Source organism: Rheinheimera sp. SA_1 (assembly GCF_001669775.1).
Lineage (GTDB): Bacteria > Pseudomonadota > Gammaproteobacteria > Enterobacterales > Alteromonadaceae > Pararheinheimera.
In genome coordinates, this window is record NZ_LXWK01000016.1 from 171,015 (window position 1) to 190,014 (window position 19,000).

Genomic DNA, 19,000 nt, shown 5'->3' on the forward strand with positions numbered 1-19,000 from the left:
AAAAGGTTGCTTATCAGATGCGCCCGCGTTAGTTTAGCCGCAGCAATGTTGTTCATTATCATGGATGTTCGTTATGAACCACTCAGACTACCCGCAGATCCGCCAGGCAGGTGAAAACTCACTGCTGATTTATCTGGCGCCGGTTGCCGACGCGCAGGTTTTAGCGCAAGTACAGTGGTTAAGCCAGCAACTGCGGCAGCAACTGGGGTCATTGTTGCAGGAAATCATTCCTTCTTACAATTCGGTGCTGCTGGTGTACGATTTTCTGCGCTTAGATCAATCACAGCTGCAGCTTTGCCTTGCCGATTTACTGACCGAGCTAACAGATGTTGCACTAAACCATGAGCCCCAAACCGCGCAAAGTAGCGGCAAACTGATTGAATTACCTTGTTATTACAGTATCGAAACCGGTCCGGATCTCGCCGCCATTGCAGCACAGCATCAACTGAGCGTCTCACAATTGATCAAAATCCACAGCGAACAAAGGTATCAGGTGTATGCCATTGGTTTTGCGCCAGGTTTTGCATATCTGGGGTGGGTTGATGAGCGGATCGCTACCGCCAGATTAACAACGCCCAGATTAAAAGTCCCGGCGGGCAGTGTTGCCATTGCCGATCGGCAAACAGCGGTGTATCCGGCAGCATCGCCTGGCGGCTGGAATTTAATTGGCAATTGCCCAATGCCATTGTTTGACCTGCAAAAAGAGCCAGCGATGACGCTGAGTACCGGTGATGCGGTCATGTTCGTGCCGATTGAGCGTGCAGAATATTTGCAGCTTGGAGGTCAATTGTGACAGCACCCGTAGCAACAGCAGCGGCTTTGTTACTGCAAAAAGTGAATGTTTTTACCCAGTTGCAGGATTTAGGACGTTTTGGCGCAGCCAGCATGGGCTTGACGCAGGGTGGTGTGGTTGATGCAACATCGGCCAGGCTTGCCAATGCGCTGGTCGACAACGAGCCCACAGCGCCGTTACTGGAAATAGGGCTTGGCGCGGTGCAGTTTCGTGCGATTGGCAGCGTGACACTTGCCGTGACAGGTGCCGCAATGCCGGTTTTTTTAAATGGCCAACGCTATGAGCGTTATCAAAGTATGCAGCTGCAGCATGGCGACCAGCTTGAAATCGGTTATAGCAAAGCAGGTGCCCGTTGTTATCTGGCCGTCGGCGGTGGCTTTTTGGTCACCCCAGTACTTGGCAGTTGTGCCACGGTGCTGCGTGAGGGTGTTGGTGGCATTGATGGACAGCCATTAGAAGCGGGAACGGCGCTACCGGTTGCAGTGACAACCCGAAAATTTGCGGTGCGCAGCGTCGATTACCAGTTTCAGCTCAAAGCCAAAGCGATGCAAAATATTCCGTTTGTGGCTGGTGCGCAGCAAGCTGAACTTGGCGCAGATACATTGACCAGGTTCCAGCAAAATGTGTATCAGGTGCAGCCGATGTCGGATCGGATGGGCATGCGTTTGCAGGGCGCAGCCTTACCGGTGGCGAGTCAGGCCTTGTTATCAGAAGGTATTTGCCTGGGGGCAATTCAGTTACCCGCTGATGGCCAGCCGATTGTGATGCTAAACGATCATCAGACCATTGGCGGTTACCCGAAAATTGGTGCTGTGACCCGGCTGGGGGTCAACGCTTTGGGTCAGTGCCGTCCGGGAAATCTATTGCGTTTTGTCGAAGTGTCGCAGCAAACGGCGGTGGACCAAGCCCGGGCACACGAACTTTGGTTAAGTGCTTTGGAGCTACAAATTCGAGGCTAAGCGCTGGCGTTGCTGTCACTCAACTCGCTGGAACTGCCTATTGCCCGGCCAACTGTTGTACCCATTTATCCAGTAAGGGCCGACCTTTCGTTGGAGCATGCGCGGCATTGACAAAACCGACAAAAATCCATGGTCGGTTGTGACTGTCCCAGACATAACCCGCCAGTGCTGTTACGTCGCGTAATGTGCCGGTTTTAAGCCGAGCACGTTGCCAGGCAGGACCATTTTTTAACCGCTGTAGCAAAGTTCCATCGACACCCGCCAATGGCAAACTGGCAACAAATTCTGCGCTATACCGACTCGACCAACTTGCGGCAAGTATGCCAGCAAGTTGGCGAGCACTGATTTGTGCAGAACGTGATAAGCCGGAACCATTGTCGATGACAAGCCCTGCGGTTGGTATTTTGTGCTGTTTAAACCAATGGTGAACACGGTAGTCGGCCATTTGTAGTGTGGTTGGCGCTGTTTCTGAATGTTCCACAGGCTCAGCCAGATTGGCATACACCAACCGCGCTAGGGCATTGTCAGAAAATTTATTGATTCGAGAGACAATTTCCGGCAACGGCCGACCAAGATGTTGCACCAGTAGTTGGCTGTCGACGTCAGCTTGTTTAAATATAACGCTATTACCCATAGTGCCGCCCAGTTGGCGCCAGTAACTTTGCACAGCCAGCTGTAAATTTAGATCCCGATCGAGCAGTTCTAATTGACCTTGCCACTGACAATTGGCTGGAAACTCGCCGACGATTTTTAATTGCCATTGTTTTGGTGATAGTTGTTCTGGTGATAGTTGTTCCGGTGCTAACTCCGGTGCTAGTTCCGTTGATAGCTGTTCTACAACAATTTGCTGCTGATGGATGGAGAACGTGTCACAGGCGACATCGACCAGTTTGAGAGCGGTTAAATCAAATTGTAATGTCGGCCAGCCTGGGCTAAACCAGCCTTTGACGCCTTTAGCAACCGATTGCAACGACAACCAATGCATATTTTGTTGTAACATCAGCGGATCAGGCACATGGTTGTAACGAGCGCGGGGCGCGTCATCAAAAGGCTCTGCGATTGGCGAAGGTCGGTTCGGGCTGAAGTTCTCGCGGTCAAACTGTAATCCAGCCGGGATATGCCGCACACCCTGATCATAAAGTTGCTGCAGCATAAAGTTCAGTTCACCGTAACTTAAATCGGTATTGCTACGACCTTGTACTATTAAAGGCCCGGATAAAGTTTGCCGATCGAGATCAGTTTTCTGTACCAATAACTGGGTTTCACCACGCCAGTTATTGCCTAATAAATCCAGCGCAACGCTGGTTGTCAGCAACTTCATGGTGGAAGCCGGTTGCATCGGCCGATCGGCAGCGAACGCCAGTTCGTTCGCATCACCTGACAGCGGCAGCATTAATACCGAAACTTCATCCGGGGATAAACCGGCAGCCAGGATATCCTGCTGTAACTGAAATTTTGGCGTGTTACTACAAGCGCTGACCAGCACCGCCAGGAATAACCAGCTGCAACGACAGAATTTTCGGCTGCTGATGGCGATTACATCTAAAAAGTTCATGGTGTAGATGGGAGCTCCGGCAACTGCCATGCTTGCGTCAATAATAAATATTGCTGCTTGGGCAATAACAAATAAAGCGGTTTTTTCGCCGGATCTAACCAGCGCAGTAGGGCGCTTAGTTGAGGTTTTGCCATCGCGGTACAGCCGGCTGTAGCGGAGTCTGGCGATTGCCACAGATGCATAAAAATACAGCTACCAGCACCGGCAATATTTTTTGGGTTATGGTCGATAAAAAGTCCTTGTTGATAAGCCTGGTCGCCATTCAAATGCAGATCACGGCGCATCGGCTCGGTGCTGTTAGCAGTCCAGGCCAATTGAAACTTTCGGCGAGCAACGGTTTGATTGTAAAGCGGCGATGTAGCGACATCGATACAAAAGTCATCTGCTTGCATCGCCTGATAGGGCATTGCGGTCGCTAAAGTTGTGGCATAGCCAAAAGCGCCACTAAGGGTAAACAGACCAGCCGGCGCCCGGCCATCACCTTCGGTTTTTTGCAGACCGGATTGGACCGGATGCAATCCTAATCCCCAGGCCAGGCCTTTTTTGCCTAAAGTCACTGCGCCGCTCATTGGCTGGGTTTGCCAGCGGTTGTGCATTTTTTCAAAACTATACAGTTGTCCCTGCGTGGCATCCCAATGGTCACTGATGACCACAATGAGCTGGCTGGAATTGCCGGTTAACCCAGCTTCCAACGGAGGTAACGTTTTAGAGTTTGGTGCAGTCGTAGTGCTGCAAGCTGTTAAAATTAAAACAGATATTGCCAGTAAACGCATAACCTTCCCTTAAAGACCTGCCTGTCACGGTCGTTGGTTGTGTTTCTGTTGCCCCTCAGTATACTGAGGGTTATCTACCATTAGCCAGCGACATTCAGGCTTGAAAACGACCCGGTTTTTTCATTTACGCCCGCAATTTGCCGCAATTTGCTGGCTTAGTCTGGTATGGCTGTTGTTGGCCTGCAGTACGCTGCCGGTACAACAAACACCACCATTTCAAAGTGATGTCCCCCAGCTCAAAGCAACCCACCTACAACTGGATTATTGGCTGCATAAAACGGATGGTGCTGAGGAAACTTTGTTAAGTCTCGCTGAAATTAAGCGCTTTAACCAGCATTTAATCAACAGCTTACCCGAAGTGATTAACGTATTTGCTGAGCCGGCATTCTATCCGGATGGCGCGGTCAGAAAAATGATCGTCGATTTAAGTCATGCTTCGACCAACCCAAGATTCAACCTGGCCGGGGTGCTGCTAACAGAACAGCATTGGCAAGACTTTGAAAAATTACTGGCGTTAGCGCAGCTGCCAGTTCAGGTAACGGCTCGTTTTGCATTAGTGACCAGCCGCGGTAATCTTCGTACTTTTCCAACCAATGAGCCGATTTTTAATAGCGCCACTGATCAACAGCTCGACAGATTTCAGGAAACAGCAGTTTTTCCGGGTGAAGCACTGCAGGTGTTACATCTGAGCTTCGATCAACAATGGGCCTTTGTGCGGCATTACCATTACCAGGGCTGGTTAGAAGTGAAACATTTTGCTGTTACTGAAAAATCAATTGCCCAGCAGTTTGTCGACGCCAGTGACTTCATTTTGGTGACCGGCGCCCGCGCTGCAACCAACGTCACGCCAGAAATGCCACTGGCTTCAGCGGTGCAGCTTGAAATGGGTGTCAAGCTGCCAAGAGTGCGACAACACCAGCCGGTGATCCATGGCCAAAACGCCAGTTTTAGCTATGTGGTACAGCTGCCAATCCGCCAGCCTGATGGATCGCTACAGTTGGTGAGCGCATTAATCGCGAAAAATCAGGATGTTGCTGAGCACTATCTGCCGCTGACCAAAGCCAATATCTTAGGACAGGCCTTTAAATTTCTCGGCGAGCGTTATGGTTGGGGGCATGACCTTAATGCACGCGATTGTTCTGGCTTTATTGGTGAAGTGTTCCGCAGTTTTGGCTTCGTGCTACCGCGCAATACCGGCACTCAGGCGGATGCTGATTTTGGGGCCGTGCAGTCGCTTGCCGACGCTGCATTGCCGGAAAAACAACAAAGCTTGCTTCAGGCGCAAGCTGGAGATCTGATATTTATTCCAGGGCATGTGATGTTGGTCTTAGGACAGGAGCAGGGCGAAACTTTTGTGATCCATGATGTCGCGGGTCTGCATTATTTTAAAGCGGATGGCAGTTATTATGATTCGCGGCTAAACGGCGTTAGCATTACACCGTTATCGCCGCTGCAGCGAAATCAGCACCAATCTTATATCGATGGCATTTATATGCTAAAAAGCCTCAGCCGGGAGTTTTATGCTGATTGAACATATTGACTGTTATGTACTGACAGTCCCTTTAGTGACACCATTTAAAACCGCCTTACGTACCGTAGAACAAGTGCAGGATTTAGTGGTCACCATTCGCAGCGAAGGGATGACCGGTTATGGTGAAGCGGCGCCAACTCTGGTGATCACCGGCGAAAGTCTGGCCTCAATGTATTTTGTGGTGGAGCAGGTGCTAAAACCGCGGCTATTAGGCAAATCGATGCTGGATTTTAATCAGCTGCTTAACATCGTACAGACGAGTGTAGTCGGCAATACCAGTGCCAAAGCCGCGGTTGAAATCGCTTTATACGATTTAAAAGCGCAAATTGCCGGCGTGCCGCTTTATCAGCTATTGGGCGGCGGGCCGGTCGCACTCAGCACCAATTTAACAATCAGCGTCAATGCCACTGCAACGATGATTGACGATGCGCAAAAAGCGGTGGCGCTCGGTTATCAGCAACTAAAGCTCAAAGTGGGGACTGATCTGCAGCAAGATATCGAGCGGGTGATTGCGGTGAGTCGGACAGTGCCAGCCGGTATAGCGCTGCGGTTGGACGTCAATCAGGGCTGGACCGCCAAACAGAGTATTTATGCGTTATCGAAAATTGAACAAGCCGGTGTTGAACTGGAGTTAGTAGAACAACCGGTGAAAGCACAGGATCTGGCGGGCTTAAAAGCGGTCACCGCAGCTGTACACACGCCGGTGATGGCGGATGAAAGTGCTTTTAGTCCGCAGCAGGTCATTCAACTGTTAGAACAACAAGCTGCCGACATTATTAATATCAAATTGATGAAAACCGGCGGCATCAGTAAAGCCATGCTGACGGCGCAAATTGCCGGGTTGTATCAGGTGCCTTGTATGATGGGCTGTATGCTTGAGTCCGCTATAAGCGTTGCAGCAGCGGCGCATGTAGCGAGTGCATTGTCGCCTTTGGTTAGTAAGTTTGACTTAGATGGACCGACATTATGTCAGTTTAATCCATGTCAGGGCGGGACTATGTTTGACCGTGCCAACATCCTGCTTAATAGCAATTCAGGCCTTGGGATCCAACACATTGACCATTTACAAAGTGCCGCGACACTGCTGTAAATGAACATGACAACAACCCGCACATCCACATGGTTTTAGCTTAAAACTTCAGAGTTTTCAGCGGCCTTTGTGTATCTATCAGCAGTCATTTTGCATCATAAGTCGTCATAAAATTTTACACCATGTAATTTAGTGTAATCTAAAGCATTGATATTAGGATAATTTAATATTGGCTCAAATCTAGCATGTGAATTATTTGCAACATAATCCATTCCTAAAAGTGAGCACACTATGATAAAAAAAGCTTTCGCAGTTGGTTCTGTTTTGACATTACTTTCCGGCTTCGCTAACGCCGGTGTGATCCGTCACGATGTTCCAGACTCTTCGTATAAAAACCTGTCTTACCAATCACAATTTGATAGCGTCGGCGCGGTATTATTTGATACCAACGACGGTGGTTATATCTGTAGCGGTACCGTGGTTGCCAAACACTGGGTATTAACAGCCGCTCACTGTGTTGATGAAGCGACTTCTATGACTTTCCACTTACCAGAATTTAATGCCGACCGTTCTGGCATTCTTGGCCATAAAACTTACACCGCGACTTCCTGGGTTGCACATAACAACTGGACTGGCAACTTAATTGAAGGCTGGGACGTTGGTCTGATGTACGTTGAAGAAGGCTTTGATGTCGGCCCGGCTGAGCTGTATCGTGGTTCAGGTGAAGCTGGCTCAGTTGGTACTCATGTTGGGTATGGCGCCACTGGTAACGGTAATACTGGTGCAAACTTAGGTGCAGGCACCCGTCGTGCAGGCCAGAATGTGATTGACGGTATGTTTTCAACCGCAGGTACCGGCGAGCAATTGATGTGGTCTGATTTTGACCATCCGGATCCAGCTGCAACTGACAGCTATGGTGATGTGTACAACGATTGGGTCAACTTTATTTATGGCTTCAATGATTTTGGTTTCAGCTCAGATAATCTGGCGTTAGGTCTGGAATATTCGATTGCTGGTGGCGATTCAGGTGGCGCAGTCTTTATCGAGGAAGCGGGTGAATTCTTTTTAGCTGGCGTGCATTCATTAGGCTGGCAAATTGGTGACAATCAGGCTGGTTATGGCAATCTGTATGCCTCGACCCGCGTCCGCGACACTTTAGACTGGATTGATAGCTATATTGCGGAAGAAGTTCCGGTCACTTCAACAATTGCCTTATTTGGCGCAGGTTTTATGTTGTTAGGTTTACGCCGTCGTCGTCAAGACGCTTAATCTGACAGTCATGAAGAAAGCAAAAGGCCAGCGTCTGCATACGCTGGCCTTTTTTTCTGGTCGTTAATTAATCAGCAAATTAACCAATCAGGCTGGCGGCCATAAATGCCAGCAAATAGGCCAGTGTGCCATAACCTGCGACTAAACCTAACACCAGTTTAGTGCTGCCGGTTTCCGCTTTTAACGTGGCAACGGTCGCCACACATTGCAAAGCAACCACATAAAACAACAAAATACCAATACCAGCGCCAAAGGCCAGACCATCTTGCTGAATGTTGGCAGCCAGACCTGCGATATTTTCATCGGCGCCTTCAATCCCAAACAAGGTGCCCAAAGCGCCAACAAACACTTCACGGGCTAAAAATGACATCAAAATGGCAATGCCATAACGCCAGTCGATGCCCAATGGCGTGAATAGCGGCTCAATAAAATGACCAATTTGCCCCAGGTAAGAATATTCCAGACCACCGGCATCCGAAGGGAAGTAACCTAACAGCCAAATTACCAGCGATACCACAAATATCACCGGGCCAGCGCGATAGATAAACTGTTTGGCGCTTTGCACCACGCGGTGAATCAGCGGTTTCCAGTGTGGTAAACGATAAGTGGGCAGCTCCAGAATAAATGGCATATCGGATTTGGCATCATCGTTCGCAGTACGCGACAGCACCAAGCTCACCAGTAGCGCCGTCAGAATACCGAACAAATACAATGAGAAAAACGCCACACCCTGCAAGTTGATTAATCCACCAAGATACTGTTGTGGTGGAATAAGTACGCTAATTAACAACGCATAGACCGGAAGACGCGCCGAGCAGGACATCAGCGGAATGGTTAGCATTGTAATTAAACGTTTGCGCGGCGACTCAATGGTGCGTGCCGCCATAATGGCCGGAATAGCGCAAGCATGCGCCGATAAATACGGAATAAAACTGCGGCCGGAGAGACCAAAATAACTTAATGGCCGATGGCAAATCAGCGCCGCCCTGGCCAGATAACCGCTGTCTTCGAGTAAGCCGATGATCAACGTCAGTACCATAATTTGCGGTACAAACACTAAAAACGAGCCTAAGCCGCCAAAAATGGCGTCATTGAGAAAATCGCTGAGCATCCCCGGGCCAATCATGCCGGTGATGGCTTGTGCCAAGGCTCCTAATGCACTTTCAACACCGTCCATTAATGGTGTAGCAAAAGTGAAAATACTTTGAAATAACAAGAACATCACTAATAAGAATGCAATGCTGCCGCTGACATTATTCAGCATAAAGGCATCAATGCGATTTTGGGTTTTCAGGACAATGCTGGCTTTAATGCCATATTTGGCCGCCAGTTTACGGCTTTGCACCAGTGGGTTGACCGGCACGTCTGCAGCGATATTGGCGGTGGTGGCGTTATGAACAGGCTCTGAAGTAGCGGTTGGCGAATTCGCCAGCGCCAAAGCTTGCTGTTTAAATTCGCTGATCCCTAGCAAAGTTTTCGCCGACAAAGCCGATACCGGACATCCAACATCTGCCGCCAAAGCATTCACGTCAATGTGATGCCCAAAACGTTCGACTTCATCAATCATATTTAATGCAAACAGCAACTTTTTATTAAAGCGCTGCGCCAGCGCCAACATTTGCATACCGAACACCAGACTACTTTCCAGCCTGGTGGCATCCAGATTACAGATAATCAGTGCCGTATTATCATCGAGCAGCGCCTGATTAATTTTTTCGACCGCGATATCTTCGTCACGCGATAGGGTACTCATCGAGTAAGTACCCGGAAAGTCGACCAGCTCAAACGCATCAAAGCGGCCGGTTTTCAGCTCGACCGTGACACCGGGAAAGTTGGCAACTTTTTGTCTTAAACCAGTGAGTTGGTTAAATAATAAGCTTTTACCTGAATTTGGTTTTCCAACCAGAATAATACGTTTCATAAATAAACCTGTGAGCAAAGCAAAACTACGGGCGCTATGAACAACGCCAAGCAGGAAAGTGCTGAATGGACTTTGGCGACAGCCAGTAGGGTCATGACTATCTGCAATACCATAGCATTACGACAGTGGCTGAATAAAAATATGGCTGGCAATTTGTTGTTCGAGCGAATAGACACAATCGGCTATCGCAACCACAACCGGACCATTAAAAGGACTGCGGCGCAAACACAACACCGTTTGGCCCTGATCTAAACCCATTTCGCTTAACCGGTTCAGTACCAGCTGGTGCAGACCTTGTTTCAGACCACTTATCGTTACCGACGCACCTTTCGGCGCGTCCCATAATGTCAGCATAACCAATCCAATTTCAATTAAGATGCTAATGCAAAGTATTTGCATTATCCCTGAAATAGGAGGTAGGTACAAATGATTTAGGCTGCCATTCGTCGTGCGATGATTTGCAGTTGACCCGCACCGCAGAAGCGGTTAATTTGCACCTTCTGGCATGAGAGGCATTGATGCGATTTCCACTGTTACTGATTATATGGTTTGCACTGACAGCCTGGTCTAGCCAGGTTGATGCATCGGCTATGGCGCATTGCCAAACGCACGACACGGCCGCAGTTCAAGCAGTTCAAGCAGTTCAAGCAGTTCAAAACGATCACACAGCTCTGACCGAAGTTCAAATTCACGTTGCAGCCGATTACGCTGCAGATCAGCAAACCAATCTGCATGACTGTTGTGATCAGAGCCCTGATCAACAACATTGCAGTGGCAGTTGCCCCAGCTGTGATGGCTGTTCGACTGCACATGGCGCCGCAATGCCAACGGTATGGCTGATGAAAGCCACTATTGCCCAGCAAAAAATCCAATATTTCGACGATCTCTATCTCCGATCACAAAGTTCCGCCCAGGAACGACCTCCCAAAAACTAAGCTCAGATCAACTGTTCTGAACAACTGTTTTAAACATCAGCTTCGATGCTGTTTGCTGCCATATGCTTAAACCTTCGACGAAAACGGTATTTATGACCAGAATTTGTTGTTGTGTTTTCTAATTTTTAATTTCTGATCTAAAGCTAAATAATTGGGGATAACCTGATGACTATTTTATTTAAAGCGCCAGGTGGTGAGTCGCAACGCGCTCTGTTGCCGCTGCTGTTGGCAAGCAGTCTGCTACTCATTGGCATGACTGCAATCGCAGCAGAGTCGGCGCCGACTCTGCTGCTACCGAATGTACTGACGATAGCGAATTCAGGCGCTGAATCGGCCGGGTTTCATGCTGCGCAGCCGATGCCAAAACAATCAATCACCATGCCGGAAATCGGTAATTGGCAAGACGCCAACACCAGAGTAAAAGAACTTGGTGGCTGGATGTTCTACGCCAGTGAAGTTGATGCTGGGCATGATCTACCAAGACAGCCTTCAAAGCATCATTCAAAGAATCATCCGATGCATCATCACGCCGACAAAACACCAAAGCCGGCGACACCGGTGAAGGACCAGCCATGAACCATCAAAAATATGTGCCACTGCTATTAAGCACTTTGCTGCTGACACTAAGCGGCTGCGCAGTGAATAGCGGCGACGATATTGCTGTTATTAATAAGCAATTACAAAGTGTGACGACACATTCACTGCAGCAGCCGTTGACGAGTGCAGAGCAAGAAACTGCAGCCGCCAGAGTGCGCCAGTTACTACAACAACCGATTACACTGCAGCAAGCGGTCGAAATTGCCATTTTGAATAACCCGGAGATCCAGGCTGAACTTTGGTCGTTGGGGATTGCACAGGCCGATTTACGCCAGCTATCGACCATGCCCAATCCTGGAGTGAAAATCACCCGCGAAACCGGTAGTGATGGCAGTACGGAACTTGAGTTTGGCTTTAACTTGTTGGCGCTGTTGACGTTGCCAACAGTTCGCGATTTGGCGTTGCAGGATTATTCGATGGCGCGGCTTGCCACGGCGCAGCGGATTGCGCTGATCATTCACAACACCAAACTGGCTTACTGGCATGCTGTGGCGGCGGCTGAGGTACTTACTTTTGTTGAAAAAGTACAGCAGAGCACCGAAGCCAGCGCTGAACTGGCGAAACGGATGGCCGCCACCGGCAATTTTAATAAACTGCAGTTTTTACGGGAGCAAAGCTTTTTAAGCGATAGCACGCTGAATCTGGTGTTGGCGCGTCAGGCTTTGTATAGCAGCCGCGAAAAACTCAAACGCCAGCTTGGCTTATGGCAAAACGATGAATTGCTAAAACTGCCACAACGACTACCTGAAGTGCCGGTTGAGCGACCGCCTATCGCTGAAATTGCTAAAACCGCGCAACAAAGTCTGGATCAACGGCTCGATGTGCAATTGGCAAAAATGCAGTTAATCCGGCTTGCCGATCAGGCAGGACTCACGCGAGCCACCCGGTTAGTGAATGTATTTTCAGCGGAAGTTGCCGGGAATTTGCAACATTCCGATGAACGTAGTTACAGCCTGATTTTCGAATTACCCTTGTTTGACGCTGGCCAACATTGGCTAAAACGAGGCGAAGCGCAATATCAACAAGCCGTCGCGCAGGTCACCGCCATCGGTATTCAGGCGCGTGCCGAATTGCAGCAAAGTTTCTACAACTATCAAACGCAACACGATATCGCGCTGCACTATCAAACGACAGTAGTGCCGTTGGCGCAGCAAATCGCTGAAGAAAACCAGCTGTTGTACAACGGCATGTTTATCAGTGTGTTTGAATTACTGGCCGATGCCCGCAGCCAAATCAGCGCCGTTACCGGCACCATCAATGCCAATCGTGACTTTTTGATTGCAACGGCCGAACTGGAAATGGCGCGAATTGGTACGCCAGGGACAGATTTTCCGACGCCGTTATTACAGCCAACTAAAAGTAGCGCCGGTGGCCACTAAACGTCTGTGGTGGACAACAAGCGGCTGTGGCCAATCATTGAAGATTTGGGAGTTTTAGCATGTATTCAAGAAGAGATTTACTTAAAAACGTCGCGGCCATTGCCGCAGGCGTGAGCGTTGCCGCTGTCAGCAAATCTGCGCTGGCGGCTATTCCGGAAGCGGTGATCCAAACGTCCCCCAATACCATGGGACCATTGCAGCCTAACAACGGCCGCGATTACAACCCGGTGGTCACGCTAAACGGTTGGACTTTGCCGTGGCGGATGAATCAGGGCATCAAGGAATTTCATTTGGTGGCCGAGCCGGTCATCCGCGAAATCGCGCCCGGTATGTCCGCGCATTTATGGGGTTATAACGGCCAGTCGCCAGGGCCGACCATCGAAGTGGTGGAGGGCGATCGGGTACGGATTTTTGTCACCAATAAATTGCCGGAACATACTTCAGTGCATTGGCACGGCCAACGGCTACCGAATGGCATGGATGGCGTTTCCGGTCTGACGCAAAAGGCGATTGCTCCTGGCAAAACCTATGTCTATGAGTTTGTAGCGCGCCGCCCAGGCACCTTTATGTACCATCCGCACGCCGATGAAATGGTGCAGATGGCGATGGGCATGATGGGGTTTTGGGTGACTCATCCGAAAGAGCCGCATCCGCATATCGCTGAAGTGGATAGAGATTTTGTGTTTCTACTTAATGCCTACGACATTGACCCTGGCAGTTACACCCCAAAAATCATGACCATGCTGGATTTTAATCTCTGGACCTGGAATAGCCGGGCTTTTCCGGGCATTGATCCATTAGTGGTGCGCACCAACGACAAAGTGCGCATTCGGGTGGGCAATTTAACCATGACCAATCACCCAATTCATCTGCATGGCCACGAATTTACCATTACCGGTACTGATGGCGGACCGACGCCACCAGGCAGTCGTTGGCCGGAAGTAACCGCCGATATCGCGGTTGGTCAGATGCGGCAGCTGGAATTTGTCGCGGATGAAGCAGGGGACTGGGCCTTTCATTGCCACAAATCGCATCACACCATGAACGCGATGGGCCACGATTTGCCCAATATGATTGGTGTTGATCACAGCGGTTTGACCAAAAAAATTCAAACACTGGTGCCGGAGTATATGGTGATGGGCGAACGCGGCATGGCCGATATGACCGAAATGGCGATGCCGCTGCCCGACAATACCTTGCCGATGATGACCGGCGACGGGCCTTTTGGCTCGGTGGAAATGGGCGGCATGTTCAGTATTTTAAAGGTACGGGACAATCAGCCTGCCAATAACTATCAGGATCCGGGTTGGTTTGAACATCCGGCGGGCACGGTCGCGAGCGAATGGCAGGGTGGCGAACTGGCACAACCGGAACGACATGAAAATAGCGGTGGCCAGTCGATGCCGCTGAAGCACCAGCATCAACACAATATTGAAATGAAAGTGCGAAAACCAACCTCGCATGACGGGCACTAATGCACACAAATGGTACAGCCCAACGCTGCCGATGTAACCAAACGAATATATTCATAACGGAGTTCAAAATGATTAAAAACAACAACCTCATGTCAGTAGCAACGATGTCCAAAACCCTGGGTTTAATGCTGCTGTTAAGCTGCAGTAGCGCCAACGCCATGCCGCATGATGCCGTGAACCATGCGGCACATTCAGCGGTAGCACAAACAGCGAATGCAGCACAGCAAAAAACCACCGAACTCACCAAAGCCACAGTGCGAAAAATCGACCTGGCGCAAGGCAAAATCACCTTAAAACACGAAGCCATCAAAAATATCGGCATGCCGCCGATGACCATGGTGTTTAAAGTCGCTGATCCGGCAATGTTGCAAGGTATTGCGCTCGATGATGAAGTGCTGTTTGCCGCAGAAAAACAAGATAGGAAGTTATTGATCACGGTACTTGAAAAACAACAAAAGCCTTAATTCGTGGGTTAGAAACGTACTTGTCTTAATCTGGAAATTAGATGAAACTGGCTAACAATTTAAAATAAATTAGCCAGTTTTTATAAACTTGCGCATCACTACTGCCAATTTCAAGGAAAGAAATACCAATGAAAAAAGTAGTCATTTTCAGTAAAAAGAAATCCTTCTGGGGCGTCGAGCCCGACATTGATTTACTTAACAAGCAAATTGAAGACGCCGAAAACGACGGCTGGAACGTTATTTCAGTTACCGCCAATACTAGTTTGTTTGGTGTAATTGCGTCCTATACCATCTTAATTGAGTCTGCGAAGTAGTTTGGTTTTGGGTGTACGTTTTAGGTAAACCGCAATTAAGTCGGTTGCTTGTGAGTTTCTGGCTTTAGGCGTTTTTTGGGTGCAATACTGGTGTTTTGTTTCAAAATGAAACAAGAGTGGGCTATTACTGTGCCCGCACAGTCAAAACCGAACCGGCGCGGCCATTTACGAGATAACCTGTAAAAACGGCTATTTACTCGGGGATTGAAAAGCTACTGAAGAAGCAATTTTGTATAACGAGGAGGAATGAGTTTTTTATTCGACTATTCAAATTTGTACGGAAAGACTCTAACAACATCACTGTTTTTTGTAGTTAAGCATGTTTTCATAAAACTCAATCAATTTAACCTTTTTGTTTTCAAGGTTTTCGATGGCAGATTTTGCAAACTGTGAGAATCCATGAACTGAAATTTCAATTGATGATTCATATTTAGAGCCGTTAATGGAGGTGTACCAATTAGAAGTTCCGAACTCGTAACTTTCGCAAGATGGTTCTTCTTCGGCGCTCCAATTTAATGAGGGAAACCATGACATAGCCTTTCTCTTTTCCATTTGTCCTTTAATATTATCCGTTTGACCTGTAAATGTGGTCGTATTTTGATGAATAAAGCTGCAATTACGTATTAGTTTAACCTTTGTATGAAAATCGCTTTTGTCGTCAATTTTTGGTTTTCTCTGATTTAATTGATAATGTTTATTTAAAATTTGAAGCTGGGTATTCAGTTTTGTGATGGCGTCTTCACAAGTTACGTAATAAGTAGAAACGTTAAATAAGGCTTTGATATAAAAGCGAACGTTAGAGCTTTCCATAAGGTAAGAAGCTCGTATGTGAGAGGGCTCAGTTGATAATTTTTCAGAAAGAACAGCTGAATGTTCTGACCAGTTTTTGAGTTCAACTGCTATAAATGAAATAAGATGATCTATGTTTTGTATCAAATTTGGATCTGGCAGAAGTTCACCAAATTGCGTTTGCATAGTTAAATTGTTGTCCCCAAACATTACATCAGCTAATTCCATTTTTCTCCCTTAAGTCATTAATTATTAATGATATTTTAGGTAAATCACTTTTTTAATTTACTTAAATATTTACATTTAGCTAATTTACATCATGACATGTTTTCCAGGAAGAAATCTTCGATTTCAGGCGGCCGTGTTACCGCCTTAGTCCCCGTTCCCTTCGGTCACTGCATGGCGCTTTCAGCGCCATGTTTGTTGCCTGCCAATGTTGAAATTGCTGACGGAAATGTCAGAAGGAATCAAATAGATGAGTATTTAAAACGGTTTACCATCGTTAATTGGTACGGAATAATAACCAACACCATTGTAAGCGCGATACGCAACAGCGTGACCGATTAAAGCCTCTGACTGCATGGGAATTCCATCTTTTACCCACTTGACTAGTGCGTACCCGATAATCTCAGTACTTGATGGATTATCCAACCATACACGTGTTGTAACCTTAGGGTCCAATGTAAAAGACATTGAGTTATTAAGGTCAACATCGTTATATGCAGTCACATTCGATGCTTTTAGAAGTCCTGCAGAGCTATTGTTGTCAACATCTGAAATTAACGTCCCGTCTTCCCTATACATTGAAATCGATACACGAACATTGGTATCTGTAATATTAGTAAGGTATATGAAATTCCAAGCATAATTTGAACTGGTAGTTCTTACGGAATAAATATGACTAACGAGTGATGAACCAGATTCTGCGGAAACTCCAAAAGTTGCGATCACCAACAGTAATGTAATAAATTTTTTCATAATAGTTCCATTAAATTTGAGTTTCTGTAAGTGCTTGAAACGCACAAGTATCATAATTGCAAGTTGAATGTATGGTGTCAATTTTAATGTTTAAAGGTAGTAAGCATCGTTGCATGACCAGATACCATTTTTTTGTTGCTCGGGTTCATGTGTGACAAGGGCATTGACGGTGAAAGCGGCCAACAATGCCCCTATGGAAAAAAGTGATATTTACCAAGGTTGATGTTTTTGATTGCACGTTTAAATTGCTTCCATTTGGTGGTGTAACGGCCGTGGGTAAAGTAGGGCGGCAATATTCTTGAATATGATCATTCGATGGAAGGGTTATTTCTTGAACATTGTATCTGATTAAATCCATTGGCATTTTGGGAAGCTGTAAGTCAAAATGGTTCGGGAGTAAAGCTTTAACTCGGATGTAAGTATTCAAATTATTTGTCGATCGGCGGTACTGTTGTCTGATGTTCTTCGTTAAAAATTACGTCAAGCATAAAACCCCAAATTGCAGCACCAATCAAACCGCAACCAGCCCAAAGAAAAAATTTATAGAACATTAAAAATAAGCCGGTCGATTGTTTGATGGTGCTAGCCTGATATTTAGCGAGTAAACACAACTTTTGGTGATTTTTAATTTGTTCGCAATTAACTGTGGAAATCGCTTGCCCTGTTAAAACCTGAAATTCAAATTCTGTCTCTTTAGCTTTTAACTCATAGTCCAGTATTTGCGGTATGTGGGTAGAAAGCATTGCTAGCGCGAGGCCAACCAAGATAACTCCACCTTTAAAAATCATGGTGTAAGTTTTTGTTAGTTTTTTGGACAAGTCATTGATTAACTCAACGACAGCAAACCAAGCTAATTTGGCGTTTTTCATCATCGGTGTTGCTCCTATAACAGGGCCAATTTTAATGGCGACTATGACAGTAAATTAGCCTTTGGCTGGTTTTAGATGACCGACACATTCACTTCAGAGCCTCAAAATGTTAGTGGCTGTTAGCTCTTTTACAGGCTGAATCTCTATGCATTTTTGACATCTCATCACCATCTTTCAGATACATTTGTTGCCACGACTTGCACAGCCTTGCATCATTCTCAAATGCACGCTGCTGTTCTTTTGTTCGAACTTCAAAGAACGGCTCGGTATTGACTACAGCTTGAGCATTGAGACGCTCTATGTCTTTTGCCAACTCAGACGAGAGCTGCAAATGTGATTCTGGCTGCAGTTCATCAGCCACCTGGCCAATGCCTGCAATAACAAGCGCAGTTGTGGCAAAAATTGACGCTAGATTGGCAAAGAACACAGCGAAAAATATTGTAAGAAAAAGCACCAGAGTTTTCATATTTAGGTCAGTCACTTCGAATTGTTAAATCCAATAGTAATAAGGTTACGAAATTTTTAAAAGCAGATCGATGGCCTAATGATTATTCCAAGGCCAACTCATTATGGGTTCGGAATAAGACTTTAACTAACAGCCACATTACATCCCATAATGTATATTATGTTAAATATAATATTATTGAATATACCTTTAAACGCACCAAAGCCTCAATCAACCTATTCTGTTCAAACCAGCAGCGCGTTGTTTCGTTCAAACGTGCTGCTGGCTTTATTTGGCGTTTACTGCTAACCCAACACAATATAATCATTCTGCATCTGCATCCCATTATGCGCGCCGGCGATTAGCTTGATGTAACGGCCATCGACCTGATCAATTGGAATGCAGTCATCGACGTCGAGCAAATTGTCGGTGTGTGGTTGTTGCCATTTGCTGTTTGCGATGGCTTTGCCTTGTTGTTTGGCGCTGCTTTTGTCGTTGGCAACTACCAATAAATACAGATGATCTTCGCCAAACTGGTGTTGATGGTAGCCGCCTAAATTGATGAAATATAACCTGGGCTCGTCGGCGCCTGGAGCGACGTCGGTAAATCTAACTTGGTAATCCGCCACACCATCGACCATCAGCCAGGAGTCGATATGCAACCCGGCTTGCGCGCCAAACCATTGCTGCCGTAGCTGAGGATAAATATGTTCCAGCGTATCACCACATGCAAATACCACGTCATGCACTTCAATTTTTGCTTTGGGGTGTTTTCCACCCAGCATCACCATAAATAACACAGTCGACTTCCCTATTTCGTTACTTTTCATAGCTTTACAAAGTTTTCACAGAGCCTGTTCTGGCATTCGAACACTGCTATACCAGACTCTGTACAGATTTCAGTTAGACGTAAATGTAATTAAA

20 protein-coding genes are annotated in these 19,000 nt (G+C 47.1%); 11 read left to right on the forward strand and 9 right to left on the reverse strand.

Annotation, left to right across the window (positions count from 1 at the left end; genetic code table 11):
• Positions 1-73: 73 nt before the first annotated feature.
• Positions 74-793: a 5-oxoprolinase subunit PxpB gene (pxpB, locus tag A5320_RS12805; RefSeq protein ID WP_231916725.1), complete on the forward strand. Its 720-nt coding sequence runs from the start codon at positions 74-76 to the stop codon at positions 791-793.
• Complete coding sequence (locus A5320_RS12810) at positions 790-1,752, forward strand: biotin-dependent carboxyltransferase family protein (RefSeq protein WP_068065355.1); 963 nt, start codon at positions 790-792, stop codon at positions 1,750-1,752. The genes pxpB and A5320_RS12810 overlap by 4 nt, the downstream gene beginning before the upstream one ends.
• Before the next feature lie 37 nt (positions 1,753-1,789).
• On the opposite strand, the gene dacB is transcribed toward A5320_RS12810, so the two are convergent.
• On the reverse strand, positions 1,790-3,307 hold the full coding sequence (gene dacB, locus A5320_RS12815) for a D-alanyl-D-alanine carboxypeptidase/D-alanyl-D-alanine endopeptidase (protein ID WP_068065358.1): 1,518 nt from the start codon (positions 3,305-3,307) through the stop codon (positions 1,790-1,792).
• Complete coding sequence (locus A5320_RS12820; RefSeq protein WP_068065361.1) at positions 3,304-4,080, reverse strand: L,D-transpeptidase family protein; 777 nt, start codon at positions 4,078-4,080, stop codon at positions 3,304-3,306. Before A5320_RS12820 ends, dacB begins: the two co-directional genes overlap by 4 nt.
• Positions 4,081-4,180: 100 nt before the next feature.
• Between A5320_RS12820 and A5320_RS12825 the strand changes: the two genes are divergently transcribed.
• From A5320_RS12825 to A5320_RS12835, 3 genes are all read left to right on the forward strand, one after another.
• Complete coding sequence (locus A5320_RS12825; protein WP_068065363.1) at positions 4,181-5,611, forward strand: SH3 domain-containing protein; 1,431 nt, start codon at positions 4,181-4,183, stop codon at positions 5,609-5,611.
• A complete protein-coding gene (locus A5320_RS12830; protein WP_068065366.1) occupies positions 5,601-6,701 on the forward strand; it encodes a dipeptide epimerase in 1,101 nt (366 codons plus the stop codon). Before A5320_RS12825 ends, A5320_RS12830 begins: the two co-directional genes overlap by 11 nt.
• A gap of 264 nt (positions 6,702-6,965) precedes the next feature.
• A complete protein-coding gene (locus A5320_RS12835) occupies positions 6,966-7,910 on the forward strand; it encodes a trypsin-like serine protease (protein WP_197490108.1) in 945 nt (314 codons plus the stop codon).
• Between the two features lie 79 nt (positions 7,911-7,989).
• Here A5320_RS12835 and feoB read toward each other — a convergent pair whose 3' ends face one another.
• On the reverse strand, positions 7,990-9,831 hold the full coding sequence (gene feoB / locus A5320_RS12840) for a ferrous iron transporter B (RefSeq protein ID WP_068065372.1): 1,842 nt from the start codon (positions 9,829-9,831) through the stop codon (positions 7,990-7,992).
• A gap of 117 nt (positions 9,832-9,948) precedes the next feature.
• Positions 9,949-10,185 (reverse strand): FeoA family protein, encoded by a 237-nt coding sequence (locus tag A5320_RS12845; RefSeq protein ID WP_157605833.1) that lies wholly within the window; start codon positions 10,183-10,185, stop codon positions 9,949-9,951.
• Positions 10,186-10,349: 164 nt separating this feature from the next.
• Here A5320_RS12845 and A5320_RS12850 point away from each other — a divergent pair, with 164 nt between their 5' ends.
• The 6 genes from A5320_RS12850 (at position 10,350) to A5320_RS12875 (ending at position 14,995) form a co-directional block, all read left to right on the forward strand.
• The gene (locus A5320_RS12850; RefSeq protein WP_068065375.1) at positions 10,350-10,766 is read left to right on the forward strand and encodes a hypothetical protein; all 417 of its coding nucleotides are present in this window, start codon (positions 10,350-10,352) and stop codon (positions 10,764-10,766) included.
• A 165-nt stretch (positions 10,767-10,931) separates the two neighbouring features.
• Positions 10,932-11,342 (forward strand): hypothetical protein, encoded by a 411-nt coding sequence (locus A5320_RS12855; protein WP_068065378.1) that lies wholly within the window; start codon positions 10,932-10,934, stop codon positions 11,340-11,342.
• On the forward strand, positions 11,339-12,742 hold the full coding sequence (locus A5320_RS12860; RefSeq protein WP_068065381.1) for a TolC family protein: 1,404 nt from the start codon (positions 11,339-11,341) through the stop codon (positions 12,740-12,742). The genes A5320_RS12855 and A5320_RS12860 overlap by 4 nt, the downstream gene beginning before the upstream one ends.
• A 59-nt stretch (positions 12,743-12,801) precedes the next feature.
• A complete protein-coding gene (locus tag A5320_RS12865; protein WP_068065384.1) occupies positions 12,802-14,217 on the forward strand; it encodes a multicopper oxidase family protein in 1,416 nt (471 codons plus the stop codon).
• Positions 14,218-14,285: 68 nt separating this feature from the next.
• Entirely contained in the window at positions 14,286-14,681 is a 396-nt protein-coding gene (locus A5320_RS12870; protein ID WP_197490109.1) for a copper-binding protein, read from the forward strand.
• Between the two features lie 128 nt (positions 14,682-14,809).
• A complete protein-coding gene (locus A5320_RS12875; protein ID WP_068065386.1) occupies positions 14,810-14,995 on the forward strand; it encodes a hypothetical protein in 186 nt (61 codons plus the stop codon).
• Between the two features lie 297 nt (positions 14,996-15,292).
• Here A5320_RS12875 and A5320_RS12880 read toward each other — a convergent pair whose 3' ends face one another.
• From A5320_RS12880 to A5320_RS12900, 5 genes are all read right to left on the reverse strand, one after another.
• A complete protein-coding gene (locus tag A5320_RS12880) occupies positions 15,293-16,012 on the reverse strand; it encodes a hypothetical protein (RefSeq protein ID WP_068065388.1) in 720 nt (239 codons plus the stop codon).
• Positions 16,013-16,267: 255 nt separating this feature from the next.
• Complete coding sequence (locus A5320_RS12885) at positions 16,268-16,762, reverse strand: hypothetical protein (RefSeq protein WP_068065391.1); 495 nt, start codon at positions 16,760-16,762, stop codon at positions 16,268-16,270.
• A 428-nt stretch (positions 16,763-17,190) separates the two neighbouring features.
• Entirely contained in the window at positions 17,191-17,634 is a 444-nt protein-coding gene (locus tag A5320_RS12890; protein WP_068065394.1) for a hypothetical protein, read from the reverse strand.
• A gap of 106 nt (positions 17,635-17,740) precedes the next feature.
• Complete coding sequence (locus tag A5320_RS12895; protein ID WP_068065397.1) at positions 17,741-18,097, reverse strand: hypothetical protein; 357 nt, start codon at positions 18,095-18,097, stop codon at positions 17,741-17,743.
• A 284-nt stretch (positions 18,098-18,381) separates the two neighbouring features.
• A complete protein-coding gene (locus A5320_RS12900; RefSeq protein ID WP_231916726.1) occupies positions 18,382-18,906 on the reverse strand; it encodes a DUF1543 domain-containing protein in 525 nt (174 codons plus the stop codon).
• Between the last annotated feature and the right edge of the window lie 94 nt (positions 18,907-19,000).

Bases quoted from the DNA above. Each gene is read 5' to 3' on its own strand.
- A5320_RS12870 (WP_197490109.1), top strand. From the start codon at position 14,286: ATGATTAAAAACAACAACCTCATGTCAGTAGCAACGATGTCCAAAACC.
- dacB (WP_068065358.1), bottom strand. From the start codon at position 3,307: ATGAACTTTTTAGATGTAATCGCCATCAGCAGCCGAAAATTCTGTCGT.
- A5320_RS12885 (WP_068065391.1), bottom strand. From the start codon at position 16,762: ATGAAAAAATTTATTACATTACTGTTGGTGATCGCAACTTTTGGAGTT.
- A5320_RS12865 (WP_068065384.1), top strand. From the start codon at position 12,802: ATGTATTCAAGAAGAGATTTACTTAAAAACGTCGCGGCCATTGCCGCA.
- A5320_RS12875 (WP_068065386.1), top strand. From the start codon at position 14,810: ATGAAAAAAGTAGTCATTTTCAGTAAAAAGAAATCCTTCTGGGGCGTC.
- A5320_RS12820 (WP_068065361.1), bottom strand. From the start codon at position 4,080: ATGCGTTTACTGGCAATATCTGTTTTAATTTTAACAGCTTGCAGCACT.
- A5320_RS12830 (WP_068065366.1), top strand. From the start codon at position 5,601: ATGCTGATTGAACATATTGACTGTTATGTACTGACAGTCCCTTTAGTG.
- A5320_RS12845 (WP_157605833.1), bottom strand. From the start codon at position 10,185: ATGCTGACATTATGGGACGCGCCGAAAGGTGCGTCGGTAACGATAAGT.
- A5320_RS12895 (WP_068065397.1), bottom strand. From the start codon at position 18,097: ATGAAAACTCTGGTGCTTTTTCTTACAATATTTTTCGCTGTGTTCTTT.
- A5320_RS12855 (WP_068065378.1), top strand. From the start codon at position 10,932: ATGACTATTTTATTTAAAGCGCCAGGTGGTGAGTCGCAACGCGCTCTG.
- A5320_RS12890 (WP_068065394.1), bottom strand. From the start codon at position 17,634: ATGATGAAAAACGCCAAATTAGCTTGGTTTGCTGTCGTTGAGTTAATC.
- feoB (WP_068065372.1), bottom strand. From the start codon at position 9,831: ATGAAACGTATTATTCTGGTTGGAAAACCAAATTCAGGTAAAAGCTTA.
- A5320_RS12880 (WP_068065388.1), bottom strand. From the start codon at position 16,012: ATGGAATTAGCTGATGTAATGTTTGGGGACAACAATTTAACTATGCAA.
- A5320_RS12900 (WP_231916726.1), bottom strand. From the start codon at position 18,906: ATGAAAAGTAACGAAATAGGGAAGTCGACTGTGTTATTTATGGTGATG.
- pxpB (WP_231916725.1), top strand. From the start codon at position 74: ATGAACCACTCAGACTACCCGCAGATCCGCCAGGCAGGTGAAAACTCA.
- A5320_RS12850 (WP_068065375.1), top strand. From the start codon at position 10,350: ATGCGATTTCCACTGTTACTGATTATATGGTTTGCACTGACAGCCTGG.
- A5320_RS12860 (WP_068065381.1), top strand. From the start codon at position 11,339: ATGAACCATCAAAAATATGTGCCACTGCTATTAAGCACTTTGCTGCTG.